Origin of the sequence: Levilactobacillus paucivorans (assembly GCF_001437125.1) — a bacterium.
GTDB classification, from domain to species: Bacteria; Bacillota; Bacilli; order Lactobacillales; family Lactobacillaceae; genus Levilactobacillus; species Levilactobacillus paucivorans.
The window spans coordinates 1-222 of record NZ_JQCA01000143.1 but is presented as its reverse complement, the minus strand read 5'-3'; the positions used below and the strand labels follow the sequence as shown (position 1 = coordinate 222).

The 222-nt window shown below is 41.0% G+C and carries 1 pseudogene; it reads left to right on the top strand.

Annotation, left to right across the window (positions count from 1 at the left end):
- Positions 1-222, top strand: a pseudogene (locus IV54_RS09725) (MobQ family relaxase); the annotation flags it as partial.

The following is a 222-nucleotide window of genomic DNA, read 5'->3' as shown; positions in this document are numbered from 1 at the left end:
GTTGATCAAGGTCTACTAGAAAAGTATTCACCAACCGAGCAGCAAAAGATTACTCGAGCAGTCAAAGATCTACGGGCAATCATGGCCGTTAAGCAAGTCATTAAAACGCAATACCATGAAGTATTGAAAAGGGCCTTTCCCAAAGGCGATTTAGATGGATTGCCATTGATTAAACAGGAACAAGCCTATACAGCCGTGATGTACTATGATCCTGTTTTAAAG